Genomic DNA, 24574 nt, shown 5'->3' with positions numbered 1-24574 from the left:
CGTCGACGGCGTTGAAGGACCAGGAGCCGCGCCAGATAGGCCACGGTGCGCTCCCCGATCGGGAGGACAGCGGTGTAGGTGACAGGATCAGACATGCAGGACCTCGGTGACGGTGTCGATCTGTGCTGGACCGAACCGATCTACCGGGGTCCTGCCCCGTTCCCGCTCATCTCACCACCCTCGGCGTGTCGCCACGACCTGCCACCCCGCTACTGAGAACACCTCAATGTCCTCGGCGGAATCCGCGGTGCCGTAGTTCCGGCACAGTGCCACCGCGTTGCCGGTCTCGGCCAGCAGGGTCTCGGCGCTGCGCAGGAGATCGATCAGCTCCGGGCGCACGAGCCGGTAGTAGGACTGGCGTCCTTCAGCACGGGAGTCGATGAGGCGGCAGTCGCGCAGGCACGCCAGGTGCTTCGACACCGTCGACTGGGCTAGGCCCAGGTGATGGGTCAGATCGACGACACGCGCCTCGCCCTGGCTGAGCCGGAGCACGATGGCCAGCCGGGCGGGATCGGCCAGCGAACGGAACAGAGCCACCGCGGGGCTGACACCAGGGCAACAATCCATCGCCATCCGGCGATGTTAGCTAGATCTAGCGATGGAATGGAAGGCTGGATCCCCCTCGGCCGGTTGATGGTCCACGCCGCGGTGCCGGCCGCGAGGGCGCCTGCGGCGTCGCTACGCGATGGCTGCGCCACCCTTGCCTCGTCACCACGACGAGGAGATCGGCCTGTACGAGGGGGACGGGGGAGGAGCGGGCACAACCCCCGCGGTGCGGATCACGGACGATACGCGGCCACGGACGAGTGGTCCGCACTTGCGCCGCAGGTCAGGGCCGGTATCGCAGCTCTCTGCAAATCCGTCGGCGTAGCCTTCCCAGGTCCGAATCCTGGACCAGCCACAGCAGGTGAAAGAGACCCCCCGAACAGCGGAGACGCCGGAACCGGGGGTCTCTTTCGTGTCTGGGTCCGTCCGGCTGTCGCCGGGCTTCTATGGGTGTTCACGGACGCATCACGGACGCGATCATGAACGGCCGTCTCGGAGAGCCTGCTCGACCCGGCGGCGAAGAGCGTCGTCCTGACCGGCGATGCACTCGGCCGTAGACCTGCAGCGGGACATCCACGCTGTGCCCGGCCCACGACGCGAACTGCGGTCGGCTACATCGCCCCAGCACAGGATCCGTGGTGGGGCGAACAGCAGGGTCATTGCCCTGGGGGCTGACGTCCCTGTCCCGTAGTTGCGCCCCTCTCGGAGTGTTCGCCGCTGCCGGCGCTACTTGTCGCCGCGGCAACTGCGCCCGATGCGACGACGGCGGCCAGGCCTGCCACGGTCAACGAGTCCAGATGCTGGCTCAGCAGGATCGCCCCGGTGACCGCTCCGATGGCCGGGTCGAGGGAGAACAGAACGCTGACCGCACGGCTTCCGATGAGTTGTAGAGCTCGGAAGTCCAGCCAGAACGCCCCTGCGACACCCACCGCTCCCGTTGTCACGAGGATCGCGAGGCCCGGGCCGTTCAGGGACGGTGCGGAAGCAACCGAGAACGGTGTCAACACCACCGCCGATGCCGCGACGCTGAGAGCCAAGAGGTCCACTCCGCCCCGTTGCCCCACAGCGCGGCTCGCGAGGGTGTAGACGGCGAGCGCGGCGCCGGCAGTGAGCCCCACGACTACGCCGCCGGCGCTGTCGACGGTTCCTGGCCGGCTGATGAGTACGACGCCGGTCAAGGCGATCACCGGAAGGACCAAGGCCGGTCCGCGGCGGAACCCGGCGCAGGCGACCGCGAACGGTCCGAGGTAGAGCAGCGTGGCCGCAACTCCGAGCGGCAGCACCGCCACAGCGGAGTAGAACGCGACGTTCATGGTGGCCATGGAGACGCCGAAGACCGCGATCCAGGTCCATTCCCGCACCGTCCGTCCACGTAGCGCCGGTCGAACGACGAGGAGCAGCACGAAAGCGCCCATTGCCTGCCGCCAACCGGCGACCGCCGCGGACCCCAGCTGGCCCACGAGCGGAGCGGTGAGCGCGGCAGAAAGCTGTACCGCCGAACACGATGCCACCACCAACGCTGCGCCCAGCGCAGGATGACACCGGGTGGGCCTCATGAGGCTGTGCGCTTCCGCTTCCGATACTCGCGGGCCTTGTTCTGGCCGCCGCACACCTGCATGGAGCACCACTTGCCTGTCCCGGGTCGGGACCGATCCCAGAACGCCCATCCGCAGGCGTCGTTCGCGCACAACTTCAACCTGCGAATGCGACTGTCCGCCAGAGCTGAGGACAAACTCAGCAGAATCCGAGTCGAGTACTGCTCGATCGGCGCACGGTCAGAAGATGCGTCGATGGACGTGCCGGAAACGGAGACGGCCATCGGGAAGACGTAGGAGTCCGTCGGCTGGTGGGTGAGGACGTTCCGGCAGGCAGAGCGAAGGTCGCGAAGGAGCGGCAGGTCCTCGTCCGCGACCCCGCCTCGCCCCGGCCAGTCCTGGCCGAGCGCTGCCGTCGCGGTGCTCGCCGTCGCGAGATGCTCCCTGTGCCGGTACAGATCCAGCGTGTTCGCCAGTCGTCGAACCGGCTCGAGCTCGATGGGAGCCGAGTGCGATGGGTCCCAGCTCGGCCCACGTGCTTCCGTCACCACTAAACGATACTAACAAGTGACGCTCGATCTGGGGCCCACGGTCGCTGCTGCGGTGACAGCGTCAGCGACAGGGCGTGCGGTCGGACGCGTGAGCCGGGCATGCAGCGCCGCGGACACTGCGGCGGGGTCCTTCTGCGACACGAGGTGCCCCACACCATCGGGCGCCACGATGACCGCGCAGGTCGGCGACGCGCGTCCCCACCAGGGCGGTGTGCAGTCGCCGGAGCCCGGCGACCGCGCCGGCGCTCCGAGACCAGCCGGAAGAACCGGTGGCCACGGCTCAGCGCGAGCGCGACGGAGGCGCCCGCCCCCCCGGATTGCAGGCAGAACAGCCCCCACGCTGCTCGTGGCCTCGTCATCGATGGGGTGACGGGTGAACAACCCATCCGGGGGCGGCTGCGATGGCGTGTCCGGAGCGACTCTTTCGATATCGACGGGGTGACGCATCGACACGGTCGAGCGGACGACGTGTCACGGAGCGTGTTGCAGCAAAAGGATGCGCGTCCATTCGGGTCCACTGTGGTGACGAAGCGTCGCAACGGGCGTCCGGAAGCGACATCCCCGCGGACCCTCGGCTGCCGGAAGAGAGCAATAACCTCGCGGTCGGTAATGCCTCTCATCCGATAGTGGTAGAAAGTTCGTTGGATCGGGGATGGACCGGATAGCGTTCTGTGCATCGGCGGGGCTCCCGAACCCACGCCGAACACGCCGGTCCGACATCGGACCCCGTACACAACGGAGAAATAACTGTGCTGAAGAAGGCTGGAATCCTGACCGCCGGCGTCACCGCTGGTCTGCTCGCCATCTCCCCGCTCGCCTTCGCGGGTGACGGCGGCTGGGACAAGGGCCACGGGCACGGCCACGGCGGCGACCGCATCAACGCCGACCAGATCAACAACCTGGAGAAGGACCGCAACAGCGTCCAGTCCGGCCTGATCAACGTCGGTGACGTCAACGCCCTGAACAACGCCAACGTGCTCTCCTGCACGCTGAACAGCGCCGACGTCGCCGCCAGCGTCCTGGGCATCCTCGGTGGCCAGGCCACCAACGGCGAGGACGCCCCGGGCTTCAGCGACTGCTCGCAGGGCGAGTCCCAGACCAACGTCCAGGACTGAGTGCTCCTGCACCACCGGGTACAGGTGACGGGACCGTCGTCCCGTCACCTGTGACCCTGCACTTCTCGGACATCCCCTGCTCTTCCGACCGGAGCGGGGGATGTCCGCATTTCCGGGGGAGCCGGAAATGCGGACGGGGGACGTCAGGGGTGGTGCGGCAACACCACGTGCGACGGGTGCTCGGAATCGTGCAGGATCTCGTAGGAGATCCGTTCCCCGTCGACCGCGGTGGCCGTCCGCTCACCGGTTCCCGGGTTGCGGGCGAAGCGCGGGAACGCCGCGCCGGCGACCTGTACCCGGAGCCGGTGCCCGGCCCGCACGCGGTACCCGGTCGGGCTCAACGTCATCCGGACGACCGTCGTGCCGTCCGGTGCGGTTGCCTCGCGGTCGGGCACCAGCCGGTGCATCGCGTCGGTGATGTTCATCGAGGCCCCGTCGGGGCCGACGTCGCACAGCCGTACGAACACGTCGCCGATCCCCGTCCCGGTCCGCACGTAGACCACGGCCGACACCGGACCGAGCAGGTCCAGGTCGGACTCCAGCGGCGGGCCGGTCCAGACGCGCACGTCGTCGCGGGCCTCGACGGTGCGGTTGTCCAGCTGCTTGGACGGCGGCTGGAGCATCGGGCCCCCGACCGTCGGCGTCGGGTCGGCCGGGTCGTAGACGAACCGTGACGGCGGAGTGGTCCCGGCCGGTCGGTCCGGGCCCAGCCCGCCACCGGCGTCGAGGTACCACTCGGTCGGGCGGGCCTCCGGTGGTGGCCAGCACGGCAGGTCGGTCCAGCGGTCGGCGTGCTGCACGTACACCCGGACCGGGGCGCGGCCGTCGTGCTCGCCGCCGTGCAGGTGCACGCCCAGCCAGTGGACCATCTCGTGGGCGATGGTCGACAGCGATCCGCGGTCGCCGTGGGACCAGGGGCCGATCGTGATCCGCGCCGTCGCCCCGCCCCGCTGCAGCGCGGTGAAGTCCACCAGCTGACGGTCCAGGAACAGGTCCCACCAGCCGGTCACCATGCAGACCGGCGGCATCGCGGCGGCGTCGAAACCGTCGTGCTCGGCGGGCGCCCAGAACTCGCGCGGCTGCTCGGCGTGCTCGACGAAGTCCCGCCAGAACACCACCGGCGCCCCGGTCAGCGCGACGTCCGCGGCCTGCAGCGGCTGGGAGGTCACCGCACGCCGCTTGCGACGGCTGAACACCGGCGTCGCGAGGAAGCCGGTGACCGCGCCGATGCGCTCCTGGCGGCCGATCTGGTTCACCCAGGTCGCGAGGTTCAGCAGGCCGGGCGCGCCGCCGGGGTAGAAGGTGCTGGTGAACTCCGACGCAGTGATGTCGGCGTTCATCGAGCACAGACCCGGGTCGGCGTAGGGGGCGACCGCCCACTGGGTGTGTCCGACGTAGCTGGGGCCCACCATCGAGACGCGGCCGTCGCACCAGTCCTGTCCGCGCACCCAGGCGAGCGTGTCGAGACCGTCGGAGCTCTCGTGCAGGAACGGGCGGAACTGCCCGCCCGAGCCGAAGGTGCCCCGGGTGGACTGGACCAGCACCTGGAACCCGCGGCGGGCCAGCAGCGAACCGATGATCGACCCGAGGCCGTCGCGGCCGTACGGGGTGCGCATCAGGACCGTCGGACGCGGCCGCAGCGGGCCGGGCGCCCGGTACAGGTCGGCGAGCAGGACGACACCGTCGGAGAGCGGGACCCGCAGGTCACGCTCGCGCACGTACGGCTCGTCGGCACCGAAGCCGAGCCTGCGGTCGACCAGTCGCTCCGTGAGCGCGGTCATGACACCTCCCCCTCGCCCGCCCCCTGCGGACACCGTCGATCGTAGGAGAACCCGGTTGCACCGACCGGGCGTGGCCGGTGACGGTGACGCGGTGACCGTCCCTCCCGTACTGACCGACGGGGTCGTGACCCTGCGCGCGCACACCGACGCCGACCTCCCCGGGATGCTCGAGGTGTACCGCGATCCCGTCGTGCAGCACTGGACCTCGCTCGCCCCGACCACCACGGAACGCCGGGCCCGGGAGTGGATCGACCTCACCCGGCGGGAGTGGGCCGCCGGCCGGCAGTACGTGTGGGCGGTAGAGTCCGGGTGCGACGGCCGCCCTCGCTACGCGGGCTCGATCGACCTGCGTCGCGACCCGGTGCCGTCGGTCGGCTACCTGCTCGCACCCTGGGCGCGCGGACGGGGGTTCGCGAGCCGCGCGCTGCGGCTGGCCGCCGACTGGGGCTTCGACGTCGCCGGGTTCGCCGCGCTGCACTGGGACTGCCGTGCCGGGCACGTCGCGTCCTGGCGGGTGGCGCACGCCTGCGGGTTCCGCTTCGAAGGTGTCCGGACCCTGGCCCTGCCCGCCGAGGGCGGCCTGGTCGACGCCTGGACCGCCGTCCTGCTGCCCGGCACACCCGTCGCCGACCGTCCCCCCGCGACGACGTGGTGGCCGCACCCGGTGCTCGACGGCGACGGCGTCCGGCTCCGACCGCCCACCGAGGCCGACCTCGCCCGGCACGTCGAGGCGTGCAACGACCCCGTCGCCCGCTGGTGGAGCGCCACACTGCCGGTGCCCTACACCGACGACGACGCCCGCCGCTGGCTGCGCGACCACCCGCTGGAGCGCTCCCTGGGCGCCGGCGTCGGCTGGGTGATCGCCGACCCGGACGACGACCGCTACCTCGGCACTCTCTCGGTGTTCGGCACCGACCGGCCCTACTCCCCGACCGGTGGCGAGGTCGGCTACCGCGGCCACCCCGACGCCCGCGGCCGCGGCGCGGTGTCCGCGGCGGTCCGGCGCGTCGTGCGGCACGCGTTCACCCCGGTCGCCGACGGCGGGATGGGCCGGCACCGGCTGCAGCTCGGCGCCGCGGCGGACAACACGGCCAGCCGCCGCGTCGCCGAGCGCGCCGGGTTCCGGCTGTGGGGCCGCCCGCGGGCCGACGGGGTGCACGGCACGGAGAACGAGATCGTCGACGACGGGGTCTGGTACGACCTGCTCGCCACCGACCCGGTCCCGCCGCCCACCGGAACTGTCGGGGGTGCCCCGTAGCCTGCCCGCCGTGCGGATCATGCGGATGTCCTGTTGCGGGACCGAGTGGGTGGGGCCGGACCGGGCGCACTGCTGCCGCAGGTTCGGTGGCTGCGGAGCCGTCTTCGACGACGCGGCGCTGTGGGACACCCACCGCCCCCGCGGCGTGTGCGTGACCGACCCGCGCGAGCTCGGGCTCGTCGCCACCCGCAACGGGATCTGGCAGCGGGCGCTCGACGCGGCCGGCTGAGCGGAGGGAACCGGCGGGTCAGGGCGGCCCGCGGGTGATGCCGCGGAACACCGCCTCGTCCGGGCCGGGGTTGCGGATCCGGACCAGGCTCAGCCCGGTGAACCACAGCACCGAACCGGCGCCGAAGGTCCGGCTCCCGCCCGCGGCGCAGCACAGCTCGATCCGCCCGGCGTCGACCACGACGACGGCGCCCCGCCACTCGTCCTCGACGTGCGGGCGGACCTCACCGGGGGCGAGCACGACGGTGCGGGTCCATGTCCGCGACGGCGTGTCGTCGTGCACGGGCCACCCCCGTTCCGGTGCGGGGCACGGTGCCCACACCGGCTCCGACCGCCCGGGAGCGCCGAAGTCATCGACGCACGTCGGGACGGGGCTCAGGCCGCGGCGGCGGGTGCCGTCGCGGACAGCACCGTCTCGTAGCCGATCCGGGCCGCGGCGGCGACCCGCCCGGGGTCGGTGGACAGGCCGTGGACGCCGGCGGAGGAGTGCGGGCTCAGCGTCAACAGGTGCGCCCCGGACCGGTCCGGGTGGGCGGCGTCGGCGAGCAGCGGCAGGCACTCGCCGTGCCGGGCAGCGTCCTGCGCCATCCGCCCCAGGCCCGGTGCGAGCCGGTCCAGCGAGCGGGCCCACAGTGGGGTACGGGCATCCGGTGGAGTGCCGGTGAGGTCGTCGGCGGTGCGCGTGAGCAGGGCCAGGACGTGCGTGGCGCCGTCGCGCAGGGCTCGGGCCACCGGGAGCGGGTCACCGACCGAGCCGTCGACGAAGTCCTCGGCGTCCTCGCCCGAGCCGACCCGTACCGGGGGGCCCGCCAACAGCGGGATCGCCGCCGTCGCCCGCATGGCGGCCTTCCACGTGGCGCCGTCGGGCAGCGCGGTCAGCACCCGCGGGCGCAGGTCCACGGCCCCGGTGACCACCACGTTCAGCGGGACCGGCGGGTCGACCAGCCGTGACCAGTCGGTGGGCAGGGAGTCGACGAGGATCCGGTCGAACAGGTGGTCCAGCGACACCATCGGGCGGCGGCTGCCGAACCGGCGCGGGTCGATGAACTCGCGGCACGCCATGTCCCGGACGAACACCCGGGACACCTCGGCGCCGTGCCCCATGACCAGCGCCGTCCCGACGAACGCCCCGGCCGAGCTGCCCCACACCTCGTCGACGCCGGCGGCGAGCCCGAGGTCGGACAGTGCGTGCACCATCCCGGCCGCGTAGGAGCCGCGCATCCCGCCCCCGCCGACGACCAGCGCGACCCGCGCCCCGTCGGCGTGCCCACCGGGGCGAAGCCCGGCGTCGCGCCGACGCTCGAGCAGGCGCAGGACCTCGGCGTCGCCGTGCGCGGCGGAGGTGAGGAGGGCGGGGGACACGGCCCCATCATGGAGGTCCGCGACCCCGCGGCCGCGCCCCGGTGGCAGGACCGTCCACGGGCCTCCGACCGCGAGCCACCCACCGCCCGACGCCTCCCGGCTCGGGCACCCCGCCGGGCAACTAGTACGTTCGCGCGACCAGCGCCGACGCCACGCGGAGGCCCGCTGGAGGGGGGAAGGACACCGTGACGCAACGACGCCGTCCGCGGTTGCACGCGCTCGAGGCGACGTCGCTGCCCGCGGCACACGCCAGGGCCCGCGATGCCCGTCGCCGCCATCCGGTGGTCGGGGGCCACGCCGCCGCCGTCGTCGCCGAGGACCTGGACCTGGGCTCGGCGCCCGGACGGGCCGACACGCTGTCCACGTTGCTGCGGGTCGCCGTGTTCGACGAGTGGGTGCGCGAGTTCGCGCGCCGGCACCCGGGCGGCACCGTGGTCGAACTGGGGCCGGGGCTGGGCGACCGCGCGGGACGACTCGGCGACGAGGGCCCGGCGCACTGGGTCGATGTCGAGCTGCCCGGGGTGGCCGAGCTGCGCCGCGAGCTGCTGGCGGGCCCGGCGCACCTGGTGGCCGGGTCCGCGCTCGACGAGGACTGGCTGGAGCTGGCCCGCGACCTGCCCGGCCCGCACCTGGTCGTCTCCGACCGGGTGCTGACGCTGCTGCCCGAGCAGGGCGTGCAGCGGATCGTGTTCACCGCCGCCCGGATGCTCCCGGGCGCCGAGCTCGTCACCGACCTGCTGTCCCGCGGCGCGGCCGGGCGGCTCGCCGCGGGCCCGCTGCGCGAGCTGGAGGTCGACTGGACCTGCGAGGACCCGCGCGAGCTGGAGCCGTGGGGGCTGCGCCTGGCCGCCTCCTGCGACGCGGCGTCCCCACCCGCCGAGGTCGCGGCCCGGCTGCCGCGGGCGTCGCGGGCACTGGCGGCGGCGCTGCGGGCGACCGCGCTGCGCGGCGAACGCCTGGCCCGCTACGAGATCGTGCCGGTCTGAGCCGGGGCAGCAGGATCGTCAGAACCGTGGACGCGGCTCGCGGGTAGGGTCGTGACCGTGACCTCCCCGACCTTCGGCACGCTCGAGGCCGACCCGGCGGAGGTCGGCCTCGACCCCGCCCGGCTGGCCCGGATCGACGGCCACTTCCGCCGCTACATCGACGACGGCCGCCTCGCCGGCGCGACGATTGCCGTCGCTCGCCACGACCGGCTCGCACACCTGACCCACCTCGGCGTCCGCGACCTCGACTCCGCGGCCCCGGTGACCGACGACACGCTGTGGCGCATCTACTCGATGACCAAGCCGATCACCTCGGTCGCCACGCTGATGCTGGCCGAGCGTGGCGCGCTGGAGCTCACCGACCCGGTGTCGCGCTACATCCCGGCGTTCGCCGAGCAGCGCGTCTACAGCGGCGGCTCCGCGCAGAACCCGGGCACCGTGGCCGCGCTCGGACCGGTGCGGGTGCACCACCTGCTGACCCACACCGCGGGCCTGACCTACGGCTTCCACCACGCCCACCCCGTCGACGAGATGTACCGGGCCAAGGGCTTCGAGTTCGGCGCACCGTCCGGGATGGACCTCGCGACCGCGAGCGAGCAGTTCGCGTCGTTCCCGCTGCTGTTCCAGCCGGGCACCGAATGGAACTACTCGGTGGCCACCGACGTGCTCGGCCGGGTCGTCGAGGTCGCCTCCGGGCGCCGTCTCGACGAGTTCCTCCGCGAGGAGATCACCGAGCCGCTCGGCATGACCGACACCGCGTTCTGGGTGCCGGAGGACTCCCCGCAGGCCGGCAGGCTCGCCACGCTCTACAACGCCCGGCCCGGCGGCGGCCTGGTCGAGAACAAGGTGCTCGCCCGGGCCGCGACCCGCGAGCCCACCTTCCTCTCCGGCGGCGGCGGACTGCTGTCCACCACCGGCGACTACCTGCGGTTCGCCCGGATGCTCGCCCGCGGCGGTGAGCTCGACGGCGCCCGGATCCTCGGCCCGCGCACGCTGGCCAGGGCCACCCGCAACCACCTGCCCGGCGGCGGGGACCTCGACACCGTCGGGCGCCCCATCTTCTCCGAGTCCGCGTTCTCCGGTGTCGGCTTCGGCCTCGGCTTCTCCACCGTGATCGACGGCCCGGCGACGAAGGGCTTCGCCAACGAGGGCACCTTCGCCTGGGGCGGGCTTGCCTCCACCGCGTTCTGGGTGGACCCGGTCGACGACATCGCGGTCGTCTTCATGACCCAGCTCGTCCCCTCCAGCACCTACCCGATCCGATCCCAGCTCCAGACGCTGGTCCAGCAGGCGGTGACCGACCGATGACCCCACCGAGCCCCGTTCTCACCTTCACCATCCGCACGCTCGTCGTCGCCGCCTCGCTGTGGGTGGCGACGGTGCTGGTCGGCGGCATCCGGCTGGAGAGTGCGGGCACCACCACCTCGATCCTCACGCTGATCGGCGTCGCCCTGGTGTTCGGCCTGGTCAACGCCGTGGTGAAGCCGATCGTGGCGACGTTAGGCTGCCCGCTCTACCTCCTCACGCTGGGACTGTTCGCGCTCGTGGTGAACGCGCTCATGTTCCTGCTGACGGGATGGCTGTCGTCCGTGCTGAACCTGCCGTTCGCCGTCGACGGCTTCTGGGCGGCGTTCTGGGGCGCGATCGTCGTCGGGATCGTGTCGTTCTTCCTGCACCTGGTGATCCCGGACCGGTTCGACGACCGCTGAGGCGGTCAGACCGGCCAGGTCTCGCGGCGGTACGCGCCGTCCCAGAACATCCACTCGTAGCGCGAGGTCGTCGTGAAGTGCTCACGCATGCGACCGAGCTCGGTCGGCGACGCGGCGGCGCCGACCCGGTCGGTCGCGTCCAGCACGGCCTCGACGACTGCGTGGTACTCCTCGCCCGCGTACATGTCGATCCAGCGCTGGTAGACCGGGTCCGGGGAGCCAGCGCCGACCAGGTGCTCGCCGACCCGGCCGTAGATCCAGTAGCAGGGCAGCACCGCGGCGACGCCCTCGGCGTAGGACCCGCCGTACGCGGTCGCGAGCAGGTAGCTGACGTAGGCGCGGGTGGCCGGGGCGACCGGGATCTCGCGGGCCTGCTCCGCGGTGAGTCCGAGCGCGCCGAGCAGGTCGGCGTGCAGCTCGCGCTCGGCGGCGATGGCGCCGGCGGCGTGCTCGGCGAACATCAGGGTGTCGTCGTCGCTCGGGGCCTTCGCCGCGCACACGGTGAGCGCCGTGGCGTAGCCGCGCAGGTAGTGCGCGTCCTGGACGATGTAGTGCCGGAACGTCTCGTGCGGCAGCGAGCCGTCGGTCAGCCCGGTGACGAACGGGTGGGCGAGGATCGCCTGGTACAGGGTGTCGACGTCGGACCAGAGCAGGTCCCGGGTGCGGTCGGCCATGCGGTCACGGTAGCCACCGGGGCCCGGCCGGTCGGGTGATCGCCCGTGCAACGTCGGCGTGACCGGGGAGGAACACCGCGGTGACGCGGGGCCTGAGATCCTGCGCACGTCGTCTGCTGCTCGGGCGTGGGGGTGTCACCATGGAGGGCAGGCGAGCCACTCAGTGTGGAGGACGCGCCACGTCCAGTCCCCCTGACGTGGAGGTGAGGGTATGACCGACCCGCAGCCCATGGATCACCACGAGAAGATGCGGATCCGCGCGGCCGCGTTCCGTGCGACCCGGATCTACCCCGGACCGGTCGGCGAGCTGATCTCGCGCGAGCTGCTCGGCTGGGAGGACTTCGGATACCGTCTCGGCGGCAACCGGATGGTCCTGAACCTGGTGGACCATGTCATGAAGGCGGTACCGCCGGAGCGGGCGACGCGCTCCGACGCGGCCTGACCCCTGCTCAGCGCAGGGTCGTCACGGCGACCTCGGCTGCGGCTCCGGTCGGCGGGGTGTCGTCGGCGAGCCCGGCCAGCGCGGCGGACAGGACCAGCATGGCCGCGATCGTGGTGATGCTGCCGACCCGGCCCAGGACGTCCAGGGTGCGGGCGACGGGTGACGGCCCGTCGGCGCGTCCGTCCCCGGCGGCGGCCTGAGCCGCGACGACGCCGTGCGGCCGGTCGGGAGTGCCGGTACGGGGTGCCGGGACGGGACTGCCCGTGGGCAGCGTGGGCGTGCCGGCCGGACGCGGGGCCGGAGCCGGGGCCGGACGCTGAGCCGGAGCCGAAGTGGTGCGGTACTGCTGCGTGGCGCGCTGCTGCTGCGTGGTTCGGTGCTGCTGCGCCGCACCCGCACGCCCCGCCGACGAACCCGGCGACGCCGGCCGCGGTGCGGGGACGCCCGGTGCCTGCGGGGAGGTCGACCGCGGACGCTCCCGGCGGGGCGCGGGCAGGTCGACGTGGTCCTCGCGACGACGGTGCCGCCCCTCGACCCGGTCCGTCGGCACGGCCCCACCGACCCGCGGTGCGGGGACCGACGGGGTGGCGGGGACAGCGCCCAGGGGGGCGGCGCGGGCTGGGGATGCGGACGGCTGGCGCGGACATGACGATCACCACGATCTCGGGGGAGTCGATACGGGGTTCTTCGGGACCCGGTGCGCGCCGCCGGCTCCTGCTTCCACCCGTCTGTCGTGTCGTACGACCACCCTGTTATCCGGTCACCCCCTGCGCCAACCGTCGGAGTGACTACTCCACTCGTTGGGGGTACACGCCCACCCGTGTAGCGGTCTTTCACTCACGTAGCGTGGCTGTGCATCACTCCTTTGCTGCGCGCGGGGGCGGCGTCGGCAGCTGCTCGCGGAGGTCCCGCTTGAGCACCTTGCCCGCCGCCGAGACCGGGATCGCCCCGACCAGGTGCACCTCCCGCAGACGTTGGTAGGGCAGCAGACGCTCGTTCAGCCCGTCGACGCCGGCGCGGACCGTGTCCTCGTCGACATCGGGCGCGGTGGTCAGGAACGCGACCGGGTGCTCGCCGTCGACCCCGACCGGGCGCCCGACGACGGCCGCACCGGTCACGCCGGGCAGCGCCAGCAGCCGCTCCTCCAGGTCGCGCGGGTACACGTTGTAGCCCTTGTGGAGCAGCATGTCCTTGAGCCGGTCCACGATGCGCAGGTAGCCGTCCTCGTCGAGGACGCCGACGTCGCCGGTGTGCAGCCACCCGTCGCCGTCGAAGGCGGCCGCGGTCTCGGCCGGGCGCCGGTGGTAGCCGCCGGTGACCTGCGGCCCGCGGATCCACACCTCGCCCTCGGCCCCGGCGTCGAGCTCCTCACCGTCCGGTCCGGAGATGCGGATCTCGGTGCCCGCGACCGGCAGCCCGACGGTGCCCGGTCGCCGGTCCGCCGAACGGGCGGCGGGGCCGAGGGTGGCGGCCATCGTCACCTCGGTCAGGCCGTAGCCCTCGGAGATGACGAGGTCCTCGCCGAGCCAGTCGCGCAGCGCCCGGATGATCTCGGCCGGCAACGGCGCCGCGCCCGAGGTCAGCGACCGCACCGACGACAGGTCCCCGGCCGTCTCGCGGTGGGCGAGGAGCGCGGCGTACACCGGTGGCGCCCCGGACAGCGTGGTGACGGCGAACCGGGTGGCGTCGGCCAGGTAGGCGCGCGGGTCGAAGCGGGCGTGCACGATGGTCGTCGTCCCGGTGAGCAGCGGGACGTTGAGCCCGCCGATCGTCCCCATCGCGTGGAACCAGGGGGCGATGCCGATCGCCCGTCCGGTGCCGATCGGGGTCGGGAACTCCGAGACGGGGCCGGGGTGGGCCAGGACGACGCCGGGCCCGTACCCGGTGACGGTCACGTCCGGCCGGGCGCCGGTGCCCCAGCAGGCGGCCTGCAGGGCGTTGGTGAGCACGTGCCGGTGGGTGACCCGCACGCCCTTGGACCGGCCGGTGGTGCCACCGGTGTAGGCCAGGTGGGCGAGGTCGCGGTCCGGGTCCACCTCCAGGTCGGTGCCCGGCGGTGTCGACGGCCTGCCGTCGAGGTACGCACCGAGCCCGGTCACCTCCGGCCCCGGCTGCTCCGGGTCCCCGTGGGCGCCGGTGACGAGCACGCGCTTCAGCGAGGTCGCCGGCCGTGCGGCGAGCGCCGCGGGCAGCGCCGCCTCCCAGCTGAGGACGACGACGGCTCCCGCGTCGGCGAGCTGTGCCCCCAGGTCGTCCGGGGCGAGCAGCGGGTTCGCCGGGGTCACGGTGGCCCCGGCCAGCAGCGCCCCCCAGTAGGCGATCGCGTACTGCGGGCAGTTCGGCAGGTGCAGCGCGACGACGTCGCCGCGGCCGACCCCGTCGGCGTGCAGCGCGTGCGCGAACGCCGAGGCACGCTCCAGCAGCCCGCGGAACGAGAGCTCGTGCCCGGCCTGGTGCAGCACCGTGGTGTCGCCGAACCGCTCGGCGGCGCCGCGGATCGTCGCCGAGGCCGGCAGCGCGGGCACGTCCAGGTCCGGGGCGGGCGAGCGGGCGATCATGCGGTCACCCCCGCTCCGTTGCCGGTCCGGGACGGCGGGACGACCCCGTGGGCGACCATGCGACCTCCATCGGTCTGCCGGTGACGTGCGGTGCGACCGACCCTAGGTACGACCGGTGGCGCACGTCACGGCCCGCACGGGCCCGGTCCGGTCCGGAGGGGACAGCCGGTGGGCACGGGTTCACTCCCGTGGGGAGAGCAGACCCCGGGAGTGTGCGAGCGCGACCGCCTCGGCGCGGCCGGAGGCGCCGAGCTTCGCCATCGCCCGGGACAGGTGCACGCTCACGGTCTTCTCGGAGATGAACAGCCGCTCGCCGACGGCCCGGTTGGTCAGCCCGTGCGCGACCAGCTCCAGCACCGCGTGCTCGCGCGGGGTGAGCGGGGAACCACCGGCGCCGGCCGCCGGACCGGGCCGGGGACCACCGTCGCCGGCCCGCACCCGCAGCGCGGCGACGGCCTCGGCGAGCGGGCGGGCGCCGAGCCGGTCGGCCTCGGACGCGGCGACCGCCAGGTCCTCGGCGGCGGCGCGGCGGTCGGCCTCGCCGTCGGTGCCGGGGCCACCGCGGTGCGCCCGTCCGAGCAGGGCCTCGGCCCGCCGCCACCGGGCCTCCGCGGCGCGGTAGAGGTCGCCGTACCCGGCGAAGGTCTCCACGACGGGGTCCCAGACCTGCGGCGCCGTGTCGCCGCGGGCCCGGGCGGCCTCGGCGCTGGCCCGGGCCAGCCACGCCCGGCCCTCCGGCCCGACCGAGGTGCCGCGGGGCAGGCCGCGTTCGGCGGTGCGTGCCGCCTCGTCGACGAGCCCGGTCGCCGCCCCGGCGTGCGCGTCGGCCCCCGCCGGGTCGCCCGCTGTACGGGCCGCCTCCGCGAGGTCGGCCCGGGCCGCCGCGCCCAGCGCACACAGCGCCAGCTCGCCGAGGTGGTGCGGGTACTCCGCCCGCAGCACCCCGAGCGCGCCGGCGACCCGGTCCACGGCCAGGGCGGGATCCCCGCGCCAGCGCGCCGACTCGGCCCCGACGACGCCCTGCAACAACGCGGCCTGGTCGTGCGCCGGCGGCTCGGCGGCCAGCGCGGCGAGCAGCTCTTCGGCGTCGTCGAGGTCTCCGCGGGCCACACCGACCACCGCGCCCGCCACCGCCAGCATCCCGGTGACGCGCAGCGGCAGCGTGGGGTCGACGTCCGCCGCGGTGCGGACGGCGGCGTCCCACTCCCCGCGCTGCACGTCGACGCGGACCTGCGCGATCCGGAACTCCAGGCCGTACCCGCCCCAGAGCAGCCCGTACGCGGCCGCCCGGCGGGCCCCCTCGGCGAACTCCTCGGCGGCGGCGTCGAGCAGGCCGTCCTCGACGAACGACACCCCGCGGTTCCACACGGTCCGCAGCTCGACGACCTGGTTCCCGGAGGCGGCGGCCAGCGAGGCAGCCCCGGCGAGCCGGTCCCGGGCGGCCTGCGGGTCCCCCTCCAGCCGGGCGCAGAAGGCCAGGGTGATCAGTGCGTCCGCGCAGACCGCGCTGAGGTCGCGGTACCCGGCCGACCCGTCCGCGGGGGGCGCGGTGTCGTGCACCGCCCGGGCCACCGCCAGCGACGCGCGGGCGTGCGACCAGGCGGGCTCGGCGTGGTCGGCGTTCAGGTGCGCCCGCGCGAGCACGGCGTGCGACCAGGCCAGCTCCGTGTCGGGCGGGCCCCCGGAGTGCAGCTCGACGGCCTCCGTGGCCGCGGCCACCGCCGCGTCCACCCGGGACCCGCTGTCGAGCAGCCGCATCGCGTAGTGCCGGCGCGCCTCGGCCCTGACCCGCGGATCCCCGCCGAGGTCGGCGACCCGGACCGCCCGGGCCCCGAGGGTGGTGCCCCGTTCCGGGTCGCCCGAGGCGCTCGCCGCCCAGGCCGCCTCCCGGGTCAGCGCGCTCTCGGTGACCCCGGTGAGCCGCTCGGGGTCCTCGACGGCGGACCACAGCTCCAGTGCCCGCTCGGCGTGGGCCAGCATCTCGGCCGGGCCGTGCCGCCGGCGGGCCTCCTCGGCGGCTCGTACCGACGCCGCGAGCGCCCGCGGCAGGTCGTGGGCGGCCAGCGAATGCCGGGCGAGCGCGGCGGCCACCCCGGGGGCGTCGTCCCGGCGGGCGAGCAGCGCGGCGAGCCGGGAGTGCAGCCGTACCCGTTCGCCCGGGAGCAGGTCGTCGTGCACGGCCTCGCGGAGCAGTGCGTGCCGGAAGGCGTAGGACTCCGCGCCGGGCGCCGGATCCGCGACGAGCAGGTGGTGCGACACCGCCTCCCGCAGGCCCGCATCCAGATCGGCCGCGGAGAGCCCGGCCGCGTCGCGCAGCAGGTCGTGGGAGATGCTCCGCTCGGCCAGCGAGGCCACCCGCAGCACCTCCCGCGCCGGTGGGCCGAGCCGGTCCAGCCGGGTCAGCAGCACGTCGGCCAGTCCGCCCGGCAGCCCGTCGGACCCCGCCGCGACGAGCTCCTCGGCGTAGAAGGCGTTGCCCTCGCTGCGGGCGGCGATCCGGCGCAGGGTGGCCTCGTCGACGCCCCCGGTGGCCGCCCGGGCCCGGACCAGCGCCAGCACGGCGTCGGGCGCGAGCGGCCCGAGCTCGACCCGACGGACGGCGGGCAGTCGGACGAGCTCCGCCAGCGACGCGCGCAGCGGATGCCTGCGGTGCAGGTCGTCGGAGCGGTAGGTGCCCAGCACCAGCAGCCGCTGCGAGCCCAGCCGGGCGAGCAGGAAGGCGAGCAGCTCCCGGGTGGAGCGGTCCGCCCAGTGCAGGTCCTCCAGTACGACGAGCAGCGGGGCCGCCGCGGCCGCGTCGCGCACGGCACCGGCCACCGCGTCGAACACCTGCAGGCGCCCTGAGTCCCCGTCGCCCGCGGCGGGGCGGGGTGCCTCCGCCGCACCGGGCAGCAACCCGTGCAGCACCGGCCGCAGCGCGGTGCCCGCCCGGTCCAGCGCGCCGAGTACCTCGGAGAAGGGCAGGTAGGGGAGTGCGGCGCCGCCCTCGTCCAGGCACCGCCCGACGACGACCTGCACGCCCGCCTCCGCGGCGGCCCGGCCGAGCGCGGCGGCGAGCCGGGACTTTCCGATCCCCGCCTCCCCGGCGAGCAGCACGGCGCGGGCCCGCCCGGCCCGGGCCGCGTCGAGGTCGCGGAGCAGTCCGGAGAGCTCCTCCGCACGGCCGACCAGCTCGTCCGTGTCCGGGCCGGTGGGGCCGCCCCCGTGGGTCGCTGCCGCCGTCATGGAGCGCATCGTGGCACGGGACACCGACACTCCCGGGCCCACGACGGCGGGCCCGGCCCGGACGCGCGGCTCAGCCACGCGACCCGGCCCGCACCGGGTGCGGCGCACGGCCCGGTTCCGGTGCGGCCGCGGTGGCTCCGGGCGGGAGCGTCGCTGGCCCGGCCGGCCCGGGGGCCCGTCCCGGCCGCCGGGCGGCGGTGAGTCGAGCACGTAGCCGCAGCCACAGCCGTCCCACCGCCGACGGGCCGGTCGCGCCGCGCAGCAGCCGCGCCGCGCGGTACCGGTCCGCCTCCTCCCGCAGCCGGGCCTGCCGCTGTTCGGCGAGGGCGACGAGGGAGTCCATCGGGATGTGTGTCATCAGCATGGTGACGACACTGCGGCTGAGGGGACCGCCCGGGCATCGGGCGATCACGCCGTCCCGCGGGCCGCGCGGGGCCCGCGGGTAAGGGGTCTCCTCAGTCCCGCCCGGTGGGCGGCGGCAGCAGACCCCGTCGGTAGGCCGGGACGAGCGCGCGCGGCACCAGGTGTCGGCGTCCCTCCAGGGTGACCGGCACGAGGTCGGGCGTGGTCGCCTTCCACTGCGACCGGCGGTGCCGGGTGTTCGATCGCGACGTCCGTCGCTTGGGAACGGCCATCAGAGGTCTCCTTCTCGGTCGGAACGGACGGTGGGGTCGTCCAGGGCGGCGGGCCCCACGGGCTCGGACTCGGCGCAGGGCTCGTCGTGGGCCCAGCCGAACGGGTCGGGCAGCGCGGACCAGGCGTCCTCGCCGGCCGCGATCTCGGCGTCGGTGAGCAGCGCGGCGCGCAGGGCCGCGTCGATCTCGTCGGGGTCGGCGTCGTGGCAGATCGCGACGACGTCCTGGGCACGGTCACCCCAGCGCGGGTGCCAGGCCAGCGCGGCCATCGCCCGGCGCTGGTCGCCCGCCTCGGTCCAGGCCTGCTCGTCGGCACCGGCGAGCCAGTCGCCGGCGTGCCCGATCCGCATGCCGCCGCCCGCGCTCTCCAGCCACAGCACGGCGTCCGGCCGGGTGGCCAGCCAGATCCGGCCGCGGGCCCGGACGACGCCGTCGAGCAGGCTGTCGATGGCCTCGTGCAGCCGGTCCGGGTGGAACGGGCGACGGGCGGAGAACAGCAGGGTGCGGACGCCACTGGCGGCGTCCAGCGGGGGTGCGCCGCGCAGCAGCGGGTCGTGCACCCCGCCGGGGACGCCGCGGCGGGACTCGGGGCCGAGCCCGTCGCAGAAGACCCGGTGGTCGGCACGTCCGGCGAGCAGCCGGGGTGCGGTCGGGCACAGCCGGTCCAGGACGGCGGCGGTCCGGTCCGCACCCCCGGGCCCGACCGCGCGGGTCAGCACCAGGACGTCGGCGAACTCGGCCTGGCCGACGGCGAGCTGGGCGACGGTCCGCTCGTCGTCGGGCAGCGTGGACAGCCCGCGCTCGGGCAGCGTCGCGTCCCCGGTGGCGTCGTCCAGCCAGCTGTCCGGGTCGAGCACGGCCACCACGCCGCGCAGGTCGACGAGGTCGGTCGCGGTACAGGCCTCGCGCCCCGGCGGCTCGAACACCACCGCCCCCAGGGCCCAGCACACCGGCTCGGGCTCCAGACGCGGGTCCAGGTGCAGCACCACCCGGTCCACCGTCCCGGACAGCGCGGCCAGGGTCGGCAGCACGTCCTCGCGGATGGTGCAGCTGACACAGCCGTGGGCGAGCTCCAGGACGGTGCGCTCGTCGCGGTCCGCGTCGCGCAGCCGCCGGTGCACCACACCGCGGCCCAGGTCGCGCAGGTCGTGGTGGAGCACGACGACACCCGGGTCCAGCTCGCGCATCCGCGTGATCGTCCGCTCCACCCCGTCGGCCTCGGTCCCGCACAGGACCACCAGCTCGGTCATGTCTTCCTCCCGGAGTCGGACGTGGTCGCGGTCCGGTGTATCGTAAACGAAAACGATTCCCATGTTGAGAGGAGGGGCGCGATGGCGAAGTCGACCGACGTCCGGCCGATCGTGAAGCTGCGCTCGACGGCGGGGACGGGCACGACGTACGTGACCCGCAAGAACCGCCGCAACGACCCCGACCGCCTGGTCCTGCGCAAGTACGACCCGAAGGTGCGCAGGCACGTCGAGTTCAAGGAGGAGCGCTGATGCCCGCACGCGCCAAGCCGGTGCGCGCGCCGCGCCGCAAGGCCAACCCGTTGAAGCAGCGGGGGATCGAGCACGTGGACTGGAAGGACGCCGCGCTGCTGCGCACGTTCATCTCCGACCGCGGCAAGATCCGCGCCCGCCGGGTGACCGGACTCACCGGCCAGCAGCAGCGGCAGGTGGCCACCGCGATCCGCAACGCGCGGGAGATGGCCCTGCTGCCCTACCCGCACGCGGGACGGTGAGCGATGGCCAAGCGCTGTGACCTGACCGGCCGTGAGCCGGGCTTCGGCAAGTCGGTCTCGCACTCCCACCGGCGGACCAGCCGGCGCTGGGACCCCAACGTGCAGACCCGCCGCTACTGGCTGGCCGAGGAGAACCGCTGGGTGAAGCTCACGCTCTCGGTCAAGGGGATCAGGACGGTGGACCGGATCGGCGTCTCCGCCGCGGTGGCGAAGGTCCGGGCGAACGGGGTGAAGGTCTGATGGCCACGACCGGACAGATCGCGAAGAACGAGCGGCGGAAGGCGATCGTCGCCCGCTACGCCGAGCGCCGCGCCGAGCTGAAGGCGATCATCGCCCGCCCGACGACGCCGGAGTCCGAGCGGGCCGCCGCGGTCGCCGAGCTGCGCCGCCAGCCGCGCGACGCCAGCGCGACCCGGGTCCGCAACCGCGACTCGGTCGACGGCCGTCCGCGCGGACACCTCCGCAAGTTCGGGGTGTCCCGGGTCCGCCTGCGCGAGCTCGCGCACGACGGCGCACTGCCGGGTGTCCGCAAGTCGAGCTGGTGACGAACCGTGGTTGACGTGCGGTGACCGGGTTCCGGGGCCCCCCGTTCGGGGCCCTGGAACCTCGGTGTAAAGTTCTTCCCGTCGGTGAGAGCGAGCCCCTCGGGGCCCGCGGGACACCGGTGCTGCCGCCCCCTTAGCTCAGTCGGCAGAGCGTCTCCATGGTAAGGAGAAGGTCTACGGTTCGATTCCGTAAGGGGGCTCGACAAGGGGCCTCGCCGCATGCGGCGAGGCTTCTTGCATGACGGTGTAGCTCAGTTGGTAGAGCAAGCGGCTCATAATCGCTGTGTCGCCGGTTCAAGTCCGGCCATCGTCACCACGTTGGCGCATCATTCACGAGACATGCTGGGAGGCACCCGCGATGGCCAAGGCCACGGACGTGCGGCCGAAGATCACTCTGGCCTGCGAGGAGTGCAAGCACCGCAACTACATCACCAAGAAGAACCGGCGGAACGACCCCGACCGGCTCGAGATCAAGAAGTTCTGCCCGAACTGCGGCACCCACCGGGCGCACCGCGAGACCCGCTGAGTGCGTAGCGACTCCCGGAGCTGACGGTGGTCGACCAGTCCTGGGTCGGGCACAGCTCGGACCCGGTCGGGCCGTACCAGGTCGGTCGCGAGAAGATCCGCGAGTTCGCCGTCGCCATCGGTGACGACGACCCGCTCTTCCGTGAGGTGGACGCGGCGCGTGCCGCGGGCCATGCCGACCTGGTGGCCCCGCCGACGTTCTCGACCTGCTTCACGATGCCGGTCATCGAGGACTTCCTCCGGGACCCCGCCTTCGGGTGGGACTACACCCGCATGGTCCACGGCGACCAGCGGGTCACGTTCCGCAGGCCGCTCGTCGCCGGCGACGAGCTCACCACGGTGCTGCACGTCGACGAGCTGCGCACCCGGGCCGGCAACCACATGCTGACGCTGCGGTGCGAGATCACCGACGCGGCGGGCGAGCCGGTCGCGACCACGCACTCGATGCTGGTCAGCCCCGCCGGCGAGGACACGGGCACCGAGGGGGACGCGTGAGTGCACCGCTGACCTCGCGGACCGCCGCGGACTGCGCCAAGGGCGACGCACTGCCGTCGCTGACCGTCCAGGTCACCCGCGCCGACCTGGTGCGCTACGCCGGTGCCTCCGGCGACCTGAACCCGATCCACTGGAGCGACCGCGTCGCCGCGGTCGCCGGGCTGCCGGGTGTGATCGCGCACGGGATGCTCTCGATGGCGCTCGCCGGGCGCGTGCTGACCGCGTGGACCGGGGACCCGGCCGCGATCCGCAGCTACGGCACCCGCTTCACCCGGCCCGTCGTCGTCCCGGACGACGACACCGGTGCGACCGTCGAGCTCTCCGGCACCGTCGCCGAGGTGCGCGAACAGGACGGCGAGCGGATCGCCGTCGTCGATCTCAAGGCGACCTTCGAGGGGAAGACGGTGCTCGGCCGCGCCCGCGCCGAGGTCGTCCTCCCCGGGTGAGACGACCCGGCGTACGGGCCCGCGGGAGCGGGTGCGTACACTCGTTCCAGCCGGGCGCACCGGATGATCCGTTGCGTCCGCCCCGCGGCCACCTGGTGGACCGGGGCAAAGGGGTGTAGCTCAATTGGCAGAGCAGCGGTCTCCAAAACCGCAGGTTGCAGGTTCAAGTCCTGTCACCCCTGCCACGACGCCGCAGGCCACCGGAGATCACGGCGGCGCGGCAGACGGCACGGACGAAGCGACGAGGGTTCTCCCGAAGCGGAGGACGTGACCGAGGGCGGGCGGACGCCCGCCACCTGCGGAGGGCGACACGCGTGAGCGACGAGCACGAGTCGGAGCGGCCCGGGCGGGAGCGCCCGAGCAACGCCGCCGACCGTCGTGGACGGCGGGCCTCCGGGCCCGCGAGCACCCCCGGCAAGGGTCGCGCCACCCCAGGTCGCGCCGCCGCGGCGACGAAGGAGAAGAAGCCGTCGCTCTTCGCCCGGCTCGCCCGGTTCCTGCGCGAGGTCGTCGCGGAGCTCCGCAAGGTCATCTGGCCCGACCGCAGCCAGATGGTGAAGTACAGCATCGCGGTCCTGATCTTCGTGTCGATCATGGTGGCGCTGGTGTTCGTGCTGGACTCGGCGTTCGCCGAGGGCGTCGCCCTGCTGTTCGGCAACTGACGCGAGTACGAACGCCGACCGGCTCCGACCGACACCGAACAATGGAAGCGAGTAGGACGTGACCTCCGACAGCAAGGCGTACGACGAGGCGTACGACGAGGCGGCCGACGAGGCCGCGATCGACGCCGTCGCCGAGAACGCGGCCGACGAGACGCTGCCCGAGCAGTCCGTCCAGGACGCCGACGTCGAGGCGGCGCACGGTGAGGACGCCGTCTCCGGCGACTACACCGAGGCCGAGGACGACAGCACCCCCGGCGCCGAGGCGGAGACGCTGGACGGCGAGGGCGAGACGGTCCCGACCGCCGACGGCACCGACGAGGCCGGTGAGGCCGACGAGGCCGAGGCCGTCGCGGAGGAGCCGGACGAGGACGTGGATCCGGAGGAGGAGCTGCGCGCCGCACTGCGTCGCGCGCCCGGCGACTGGTATGTCGTCCACTCCTACGCGGGCTACGAGAACAAGGTGAAGTCGAACCTCGAGACCCGGGCGCAGACCCTGGACGTCGAGGACTACATCTTCCAGGTCGAGGTGCCCACCGAAGAGGTCACCGAGATCAAGAACGGGCAGCGCAAGAAGGTCCAGCGCAAGGTGCTGCCCGGCTACATCCTGGTGCGGATGGAGCTCAACGACCAGTCCTGGGGCGCGGTGCGGAACACGCCGGGCGTCACCGGGTTCGTCGGCGCGACGTCCAAGCCGTCGCCGCTGACGATCAACGAGGTCGTGAAGTTCCTGCTGCCCAAGGTCGAGGCCCCCAAGAAGGACGCCGAGGCCGGCAGGTCCGCGTCCGGCGGTTCCGCCTCCTCCGGCGGCGCCCCCACCGTCGAGGTCGACTTCGAGGTCGGCGAGTCGGTCACCGTCATGGACGGCCCGTTCGCCACGCTCCCCGCGAGCATCTCCGAGGTCAACGTCGACGCCCAGAAGCTCAAGGTGCTGGTCTCGATCTTCGGCCGGGAGACCCCGGTCGAGCTCGGGTTCAACCAGGTCTCCAAGATCTGATCGCACCCGTGAGGAACGTCCGCGGCATGGCAGGGCCGCGTGGCGTGCACATCGATCACTGAGGAACGGACATGCCCCCCAAGAAGCGGAAGCTCTCCGCGATCATCAAGCTCCAGATCCAGGCAGGCGCAGCGACGCCGGCCCCGCCGGTCGGCCCCGCACTGGGCCAGCACGGCGTCAACATCATGGAGTTCTGCAAGGCCTACAACGCGGCGACCGAGGCCCAGCGCGGCAACATCGTGCCGGTCGAGATCTCGGTCTTCGAGGACCGGTCGTTCACCTTCGAGCTGAAGACCCCGCCCGCGGCGCGGCTCCTGCTCAAGGCGGCCGGTGTCGAGAAGGGCTCCGGCGAGCCGCACAAGACCAAGGTCGCCAGCGTGACCATGGCCCAGGTCCGGGAGATCGCCCAGGTCAAGATGAACGACCTGAACGCGAACGACCTCGACCAGGCCGCCAAGATCATCGCCGGCACCGCCCGGTCGATGGGCATCACGGTCGACGGCTGAGCGAGCCCCCACACCACCCGTACGCGTGGGAGAGCCGGGCGCGGCTCCTACCACG

The 24574-nt window shown here is 73.8% G+C and carries 29 protein-coding genes and 3 tRNA genes; 20 read left to right on the top strand and 12 right to left on the bottom strand.

Annotation, left to right across the window (positions count from 1 at the left end; all coding sequences use genetic code 11):
* Positions 1–171 precede the first annotated feature (171 nt).
* Positions 172–573: a metalloregulator ArsR/SmtB family transcription factor gene (locus tag Ae505Ps2_RS03510; protein WP_075553403.1), complete on the bottom strand. Its 402-nt coding sequence runs from the start codon at positions 571–573 to the stop codon at positions 172–174.
* 629 nt (positions 574–1202) lie between these two features.
* Complete coding sequence (locus tag Ae505Ps2_RS03505) at positions 1203–1949, bottom strand: EamA family transporter (RefSeq protein ID WP_170917008.1); 747 nt, start codon at positions 1947–1949, stop codon at positions 1203–1205.
* A gap of 1432 nt (positions 1950–3381) precedes the next feature.
* On the opposite strand from Ae505Ps2_RS03505, the gene Ae505Ps2_RS03495 reads away from it, so the two are divergent.
* The gene (locus Ae505Ps2_RS03495) at positions 3382–3747 is read left to right on the top strand and encodes a hypothetical protein (RefSeq protein ID WP_020624854.1); all 366 of its coding nucleotides are present in this window, start codon (positions 3382–3384) and stop codon (positions 3745–3747) included.
* Between the two features lie 143 nt (positions 3748–3890).
* Here Ae505Ps2_RS03495 and Ae505Ps2_RS03490 read toward each other — a convergent pair whose 3' ends face one another.
* Complete coding sequence (locus Ae505Ps2_RS03490; RefSeq protein ID WP_075310080.1) at positions 3891–5528, bottom strand: CocE/NonD family hydrolase; 1638 nt, start codon at positions 5526–5528, stop codon at positions 3891–3893.
* Between the two features lie 91 nt (positions 5529–5619).
* On the opposite strand from Ae505Ps2_RS03490, the gene Ae505Ps2_RS03485 reads away from it, so the two are divergent.
* Together Ae505Ps2_RS03485 and Ae505Ps2_RS03480 are read left to right on the top strand one after the other, a co-directional pair.
* A complete protein-coding gene (locus tag Ae505Ps2_RS03485; protein ID WP_158071538.1) occupies positions 5620–6786 on the top strand; it encodes a GNAT family N-acetyltransferase in 1167 nt (388 codons plus the stop codon).
* 19 nt (positions 6787–6805) lie between these two features.
* Positions 6806–7015: a hypothetical protein gene (locus Ae505Ps2_RS03480; protein WP_226358927.1), complete on the top strand. Its 210-nt coding sequence runs from the start codon at positions 6806–6808 to the stop codon at positions 7013–7015.
* A gap of 18 nt (positions 7016–7033) precedes the next feature.
* Here the strand turns inward: Ae505Ps2_RS03480 and Ae505Ps2_RS03475 are convergent, their stop codons facing one another.
* A complete protein-coding gene (locus tag Ae505Ps2_RS03475) occupies positions 7034–7297 on the bottom strand; it encodes a hypothetical protein (RefSeq protein ID WP_075310084.1) in 264 nt (87 codons plus the stop codon).
* 92 nt (positions 7298–7389) lie between these two features.
* Complete coding sequence (locus tag Ae505Ps2_RS03470) at positions 7390–8376, bottom strand: patatin-like phospholipase family protein (RefSeq protein WP_075310086.1); 987 nt, start codon at positions 8374–8376, stop codon at positions 7390–7392.
* A gap of 185 nt (positions 8377–8561) precedes the next feature.
* Here Ae505Ps2_RS03470 and Ae505Ps2_RS03465 point away from each other — a divergent pair, with 185 nt between their 5' ends.
* Genes Ae505Ps2_RS03465 through Ae505Ps2_RS03455 form a run of 3 tightly spaced genes read left to right on the top strand, consistent with a single transcriptional unit; the run spans position 8562 to position 11071 of the window.
* Positions 8562–9362: a class I SAM-dependent methyltransferase gene (locus Ae505Ps2_RS03465; RefSeq protein WP_139318920.1), complete on the top strand. Its 801-nt coding sequence runs from the start codon at positions 8562–8564 to the stop codon at positions 9360–9362.
* A 57-nt stretch (positions 9363–9419) separates the two neighbouring features.
* Entirely contained in the window at positions 9420–10670 is a 1251-nt protein-coding gene (locus tag Ae505Ps2_RS03460) for a serine hydrolase domain-containing protein (protein ID WP_198932227.1), read from the top strand.
* Positions 10667–11071, top strand: a complete 405-nt coding sequence (locus Ae505Ps2_RS03455; RefSeq protein WP_075310092.1) for a phage holin family protein — start codon at positions 10667–10669, stop codon at positions 11069–11071. The genes Ae505Ps2_RS03460 and Ae505Ps2_RS03455 overlap by 4 nt, the downstream gene beginning before the upstream one ends.
* A 5-nt stretch (positions 11072–11076) precedes the next feature.
* Here Ae505Ps2_RS03455 and tenA read toward each other — a convergent pair whose 3' ends face one another.
* Positions 11077–11745, bottom strand: coding sequence for a thiaminase II (tenA, locus tag Ae505Ps2_RS03450; protein ID WP_075310094.1), 669 nt, complete (start codon positions 11743–11745; stop codon positions 11077–11079).
* 211 nt (positions 11746–11956) lie between these two features.
* Here tenA and Ae505Ps2_RS03445 point away from each other — a divergent pair, with 211 nt between their 5' ends.
* Positions 11957–12187 carry a hypothetical protein gene (locus Ae505Ps2_RS03445; RefSeq protein ID WP_020623463.1) on the top strand — a complete coding sequence of 77 codons (231 nt, stop codon included), beginning with the start codon at positions 11957–11959 and terminating at the stop codon, positions 12185–12187.
* A gap of 7 nt (positions 12188–12194) precedes the next feature.
* Here the strand turns inward: Ae505Ps2_RS03445 and Ae505Ps2_RS03440 are convergent, their stop codons facing one another.
* From Ae505Ps2_RS03440 to Ae505Ps2_RS03415, 6 genes are all read right to left on the bottom strand, one after another.
* Positions 12195–12737, bottom strand: a complete 543-nt coding sequence (locus tag Ae505Ps2_RS03440; protein WP_075553402.1) for a hypothetical protein — start codon at positions 12735–12737, stop codon at positions 12195–12197.
* 307 nt (positions 12738–13044) lie between these two features.
* Positions 13045–14745, bottom strand: a complete 1701-nt coding sequence (locus Ae505Ps2_RS03435) for a class I adenylate-forming enzyme family protein (RefSeq protein WP_075553401.1) — start codon at positions 14743–14745, stop codon at positions 13045–13047.
* A gap of 180 nt (positions 14746–14925) precedes the next feature.
* A complete protein-coding gene (locus tag Ae505Ps2_RS03430; protein ID WP_075554165.1) occupies positions 14926–17970 on the bottom strand; it encodes a LuxR family transcriptional regulator in 3045 nt (1014 codons plus the stop codon).
* 70 nt (positions 17971–18040) lie between these two features.
* Entirely contained in the window at positions 18041–18334 is a 294-nt protein-coding gene (locus Ae505Ps2_RS03425; protein ID WP_075310102.1) for a hypothetical protein, read from the bottom strand.
* A gap of 91 nt (positions 18335–18425) precedes the next feature.
* The gene (rpmF, locus tag Ae505Ps2_RS03420; RefSeq protein ID WP_060710513.1) at positions 18426–18605 is read right to left on the bottom strand and encodes a 50S ribosomal protein L32; all 180 of its coding nucleotides are present in this window, start codon (positions 18603–18605) and stop codon (positions 18426–18428) included.
* On the bottom strand, positions 18605–19855 hold the full coding sequence (locus Ae505Ps2_RS03415; protein ID WP_075310104.1) for a GTP-binding protein: 1251 nt from the start codon (positions 19853–19855) through the stop codon (positions 18605–18607). The genes rpmF and Ae505Ps2_RS03415 overlap by 1 nt, the downstream gene beginning before the upstream one ends.
* A gap of 81 nt (positions 19856–19936) precedes the next feature.
* Between Ae505Ps2_RS03415 and rpmG (Ae505Ps2_RS03410) the strand changes: the two genes are divergently transcribed.
* The 13 genes from rpmG (Ae505Ps2_RS03410) (at position 19937) to rplK (ending at position 24519) form a co-directional block, all read left to right on the top strand.
* Positions 19937–20104, top strand: coding sequence for a 50S ribosomal protein L33 (gene rpmG, locus Ae505Ps2_RS03410; RefSeq protein WP_020623297.1), 168 nt, complete (start codon positions 19937–19939; stop codon positions 20102–20104).
* A complete protein-coding gene (rpsR, locus tag Ae505Ps2_RS03405; protein WP_020623296.1) occupies positions 20104–20346 on the top strand; it encodes a 30S ribosomal protein S18 in 243 nt (80 codons plus the stop codon). The genes rpmG (Ae505Ps2_RS03410) and rpsR overlap by 1 nt, the downstream gene beginning before the upstream one ends.
* 3 nt (positions 20347–20349) lie before the next feature.
* Positions 20350–20586, top strand: coding sequence for a 50S ribosomal protein L28 (rpmB, locus tag Ae505Ps2_RS03400; protein ID WP_020623295.1), 237 nt, complete (start codon positions 20350–20352; stop codon positions 20584–20586).
* Positions 20586–20891: a 30S ribosomal protein S14 gene (gene rpsN, locus Ae505Ps2_RS03395; RefSeq protein WP_020623294.1), complete on the top strand. Its 306-nt coding sequence runs from the start codon at positions 20586–20588 to the stop codon at positions 20889–20891. Before rpmB ends, rpsN begins: the two co-directional genes overlap by 1 nt.
* A gap of 127 nt (positions 20892–21018) precedes the next feature.
* Positions 21019–21091: transfer RNA gene (locus tag Ae505Ps2_RS03390), tRNA-Thr, on the top strand.
* Between the two features lie 40 nt (positions 21092–21131).
* A tRNA-Met gene (locus Ae505Ps2_RS03385) sits at positions 21132–21207 on the top strand.
* A 42-nt stretch (positions 21208–21249) separates the two neighbouring features.
* On the top strand, positions 21250–21417 hold the full coding sequence (gene rpmG / locus Ae505Ps2_RS03380; RefSeq protein WP_020623293.1) for a 50S ribosomal protein L33: 168 nt from the start codon (positions 21250–21252) through the stop codon (positions 21415–21417).
* A gap of 26 nt (positions 21418–21443) precedes the next feature.
* The gene (locus Ae505Ps2_RS03375; protein WP_020623292.1) at positions 21444–21911 is read left to right on the top strand and encodes a MaoC family dehydratase N-terminal domain-containing protein; all 468 of its coding nucleotides are present in this window, start codon (positions 21444–21446) and stop codon (positions 21909–21911) included.
* Positions 21908–22357 (top strand): MaoC family dehydratase, encoded by a 450-nt coding sequence (locus Ae505Ps2_RS03370; RefSeq protein WP_020623291.1) that lies wholly within the window; start codon positions 21908–21910, stop codon positions 22355–22357. Before Ae505Ps2_RS03375 ends, Ae505Ps2_RS03370 begins: the two co-directional genes overlap by 4 nt.
* A 109-nt stretch (positions 22358–22466) precedes the next feature.
* Positions 22467–22542 (top strand) — tRNA-Trp (locus Ae505Ps2_RS03365).
* A 129-nt stretch (positions 22543–22671) separates the two neighbouring features.
* Entirely contained in the window at positions 22672–23019 is a 348-nt protein-coding gene (secE, locus tag Ae505Ps2_RS03360) for a preprotein translocase subunit SecE (RefSeq protein WP_075310108.1), read from the top strand.
* A 58-nt stretch (positions 23020–23077) separates the two neighbouring features.
* Positions 23078–24013 carry a transcription termination/antitermination protein NusG gene (gene nusG, locus Ae505Ps2_RS03355; protein ID WP_084786191.1) on the top strand — a complete coding sequence of 312 codons (936 nt, stop codon included), beginning with the start codon at positions 23078–23080 and terminating at the stop codon, positions 24011–24013.
* A gap of 71 nt (positions 24014–24084) precedes the next feature.
* Positions 24085–24519: a 50S ribosomal protein L11 gene (gene rplK, locus Ae505Ps2_RS03350; protein ID WP_020623288.1), complete on the top strand. Its 435-nt coding sequence runs from the start codon at positions 24085–24087 to the stop codon at positions 24517–24519.
* The last annotated feature ends 55 nt before the right edge of the window (positions 24520–24574 follow it).

Origin of the sequence: Pseudonocardia sp. Ae505_Ps2, from assembly GCF_001932425.1 — a bacterium.
In the GTDB taxonomy this organism is placed as follows: domain Bacteria; phylum Actinomycetota; class Actinomycetes; order Mycobacteriales; family Pseudonocardiaceae; genus Pseudonocardia.
Note: the sequence above shows the minus strand (reverse complement) of the source record. Positions and strands in the feature narration are given on the sequence as shown.

Excerpts from the sequence above, each read along its gene's own strand:
- Ae505Ps2_RS03510 (WP_075553403.1), bottom strand. The coding sequence starts at position 573 with ATGGCGATGGATTGTTGCCCTGGTGTCAGCCCCGCGGTGGCTCTGTTC.
- Ae505Ps2_RS03490 (WP_075310080.1), bottom strand. The coding sequence starts at position 5,528 with ATGACCGCGCTCACGGAGCGACTGGTCGACCGCAGGCTCGGCTTCGGT.
- Ae505Ps2_RS03480 (WP_226358927.1), top strand. The coding sequence starts at position 6,806 with ATGCGGATGTCCTGTTGCGGGACCGAGTGGGTGGGGCCGGACCGGGCG.
- Ae505Ps2_RS03455 (WP_075310092.1), top strand. The coding sequence starts at position 10,667 with ATGACCCCACCGAGCCCCGTTCTCACCTTCACCATCCGCACGCTCGTC.
- tenA (WP_075310094.1), bottom strand. The coding sequence starts at position 11,745 with ATGGCCGACCGCACCCGGGACCTGCTCTGGTCCGACGTCGACACCCTG.
- Ae505Ps2_RS03445 (WP_020623463.1), top strand. The coding sequence starts at position 11,957 with ATGACCGACCCGCAGCCCATGGATCACCACGAGAAGATGCGGATCCGC.
- Ae505Ps2_RS03435 (WP_075553401.1), bottom strand. The coding sequence starts at position 14,745 with ATGATCGCCCGCTCGCCCGCCCCGGACCTGGACGTGCCCGCGCTGCCG.
- Ae505Ps2_RS03430 (WP_075554165.1), bottom strand. The coding sequence starts at position 17,970 with ATGACGGCGGCAGCGACCCACGGGGGCGGCCCCACCGGCCCGGACACG.
- Ae505Ps2_RS03425 (WP_075310102.1), bottom strand. The coding sequence starts at position 18,334 with ATGCTGATGACACACATCCCGATGGACTCCCTCGTCGCCCTCGCCGAA.
- rpmF (WP_060710513.1), bottom strand. The coding sequence starts at position 18,605 with ATGGCCGTTCCCAAGCGACGGACGTCGCGATCGAACACCCGGCACCGC.
- Ae505Ps2_RS03415 (WP_075310104.1), bottom strand. The coding sequence starts at position 19,855 with ATGACCGAGCTGGTGGTCCTGTGCGGGACCGAGGCCGACGGGGTGGAG.
- rpmG (WP_020623297.1), top strand. The coding sequence starts at position 19,937 with ATGGCGAAGTCGACCGACGTCCGGCCGATCGTGAAGCTGCGCTCGACG.
- rpsR (WP_020623296.1), top strand. The coding sequence starts at position 20,104 with ATGCCCGCACGCGCCAAGCCGGTGCGCGCGCCGCGCCGCAAGGCCAAC.
- rpmB (WP_020623295.1), top strand. The coding sequence starts at position 20,350 with ATGGCCAAGCGCTGTGACCTGACCGGCCGTGAGCCGGGCTTCGGCAAG.
- rpsN (WP_020623294.1), top strand. The coding sequence starts at position 20,586 with ATGGCCACGACCGGACAGATCGCGAAGAACGAGCGGCGGAAGGCGATC.
- rpmG (WP_020623293.1), top strand. The coding sequence starts at position 21,250 with ATGGCCAAGGCCACGGACGTGCGGCCGAAGATCACTCTGGCCTGCGAG.
- rplK (WP_020623288.1), top strand. The coding sequence starts at position 24,085 with ATGCCCCCCAAGAAGCGGAAGCTCTCCGCGATCATCAAGCTCCAGATC.